The 2360-nt window shown below is 53.1% G+C and carries 1 protein-coding gene; it reads left to right on the forward strand.

What is annotated here, in order from left to right:
* On the forward strand, positions 1-2156 hold a 2156-nt coding region (gene recQ / locus ACTHUT_RS18110; RefSeq protein WP_440419299.1), incomplete at its 5' end, for a DNA helicase RecQ.
* Positions 2157-2360: the final 204 nt, after the last annotated feature.

Consider the following 2360-nt stretch of genomic DNA (forward strand, 5'->3'; position numbering starts at 1 on the left):
TTCCGGCGCTGATGCGCGAAGGCGTGGCGGTTGTCGTATCGCCGCTGATTGCGCTGATGAACGACCAAGTGGCCAGCCTGCATGTGGCCGGGATTGAAGCGGCGGCAGTCAACAGCAGCACATCGGCAGATGAGGCGCGCGAGATTGCCGACAAGCTTGCCCAAGGCCGTCTGAAACTGCTTTATGTCGCGCCGGAACGCTTGGTTACCGACCGCTTTTTACGTTTTCTCGACCAACAAACCGTCAGCCTGTTTGCCATTGATGAGGCGCATTGCGTCAGCCAATGGGGACACGATTTCCGTCCCGAATATCAACAGCTCGGCATGCTTGCCGAACGCTATCCGAACATCCCGCGCATCGCCCTGACCGCTACCGCCGATGCGGCCACGCGCACTGATATCAAGCATTATCTGCACTTGGACAATGCGCCCGAATTTATTTCCAGCTTTGACCGCCCGAATATTTATTATCAGGTTATCGAAAAAAATAATGGCAAAAAACAATTGCTGGATTTCATCCGCAAGCAGATGCACGGGCAAAGCGGCATTGTGTATTGTCTGAGCCGTAAAAAGGTCGAGGATGTGGCGCAGTTTTTGTGTGAAAACGGCTTGGAGGCGATTCCTTATCATGCCGGTTTGAGCATGGACGTGCGCGAGGAAAACCAACGCCGCTTTACGCATGAAGACAATATTATCGTGGTGGCGACCGTAGCGTTCGGCATGGGCATAGATAAACCCGACGTGCGCTTTGTCGCCCATCTCGATATGCCCCAGAGTGTCGAACATTTCTATCAGGAATCGGGGCGCGCCGGCCGGGACGGACTGCCAGCCGTGAGCTGGCTGTGTTACGGCTTGAACGATTGGGTGTTGCTGCGCGAACGGATTGCCGAAGGCAACAGCGACGAGGTGCAAAAGCAAATCGAAATGCAAAAACTCGATGCCATGCTTTCCGTCTGCGAAACCGCCGCCTGCCGCCGCGTACTGCTGCTCAAACATTTCGGCGAAGAATCCGAATCCTGCGGTCATTGCGACAACTGCCTGCATCCGCCCGTGCGGTTTGACGGTACGGTGTTGGTGCAAAAATTACTCAGCTGCGTGTACCGCGCCGGACAACGCTTTGCCGCCGGTTACATCACCAACCTTTTGCGCGGTAAAAGCGACGATTGGATACAGCGCAACGGCCATGACAAGTTATCCACATTCGGCATCGGCAGCGAACAGACCGACAAGGAATGGCGCAGCGTTATCCGCCAGTGCATCAGCCTGGGCTATCTCACCGTTAATGTCGAGCAACATCAAGCCTTGCAGCTGACCGACGCGGCCAAACAAGTCCTCAAGGGCGAAACTGAAGTCATGCTGCGCCCCCTGCGCCGTGAAAAAACGGCCACTCAAAAGCCGAAAGACGATTGGTTGCGTACCGAGCGCGAAGAGCGTTTGTGGCAGGCATTGCGCCAGTGGCGGCAACAACGCGCCCGGGCAGAGGAAGTGCCGGCCTATGTGGTCTGCGGCGACAAAACCCTGCGCGATATTGTCGAAAAAATGCCCCGAAGTTTGGAAGATTTACATCAAATCTACGGCTTGGGCGAGGCGAAAATCAATAAATTCGGTTTGGAAATACTCAACGTTTGCGAAACAGCCGAAGCCGGTACGGTTTCCACAGGCAGCGCACAAGTTATCCCCAGCTTGGGCGAGCGCGAACAGGCCTTAAAACAGGCTTTGGAAACTTGGCGAGAGCAGCAGGCAAGTGCCGATCAAGTAACGCTGGGGACGGTATTCTCCAACGAAAGCATGGACGACTTGCTGACCAATACGCCTGCCGAACCCATCGACCTTTTGGGCGTGTATAAACTAGGCGAAAAACGTATCGAACAATACGGAGAGGGTATTTTAAACATCTGCCGCCCGTTTTCAGACGGCCTGAGCGAAGAGGACAAACGCAAACGCCGATTGATGCGCCGTCTGCTTCAGTGGAACATCGATACTGCCCGCCATGAAGGCCTTGAAGCCTATCAGATATGCAGCAAAGTCACCTTGCGTGCCATTGCCGCCCGACGGCCGCAAGATTTGGCGGAGTTGGCGGAAATCCACGGTATGAATGAGGAGAAAACCGACAAATACGGCGCGGAAATTGTCGAATTGTGCAAACAAGCGGATTAATTGACCGCGTTTATTGTCAAAGGCCGTCTGAAACCCAATCAAGCATGGTGTTTCAGACGGCCTTTTTGAATTTTTAATTTTTATAAAACAATAAATAAGAAAATATTTGTATTGAATGTGTCAGTTTTTTGAGGCCGTCACGTCTAAACAAGCATGAAATATGGGATGGTGCCGATTGATTTTTCGTCCCATCCTATTCAACAC

It is taken from the genome of Neisseria sp. P0022.S010, from assembly GCF_051956635.1.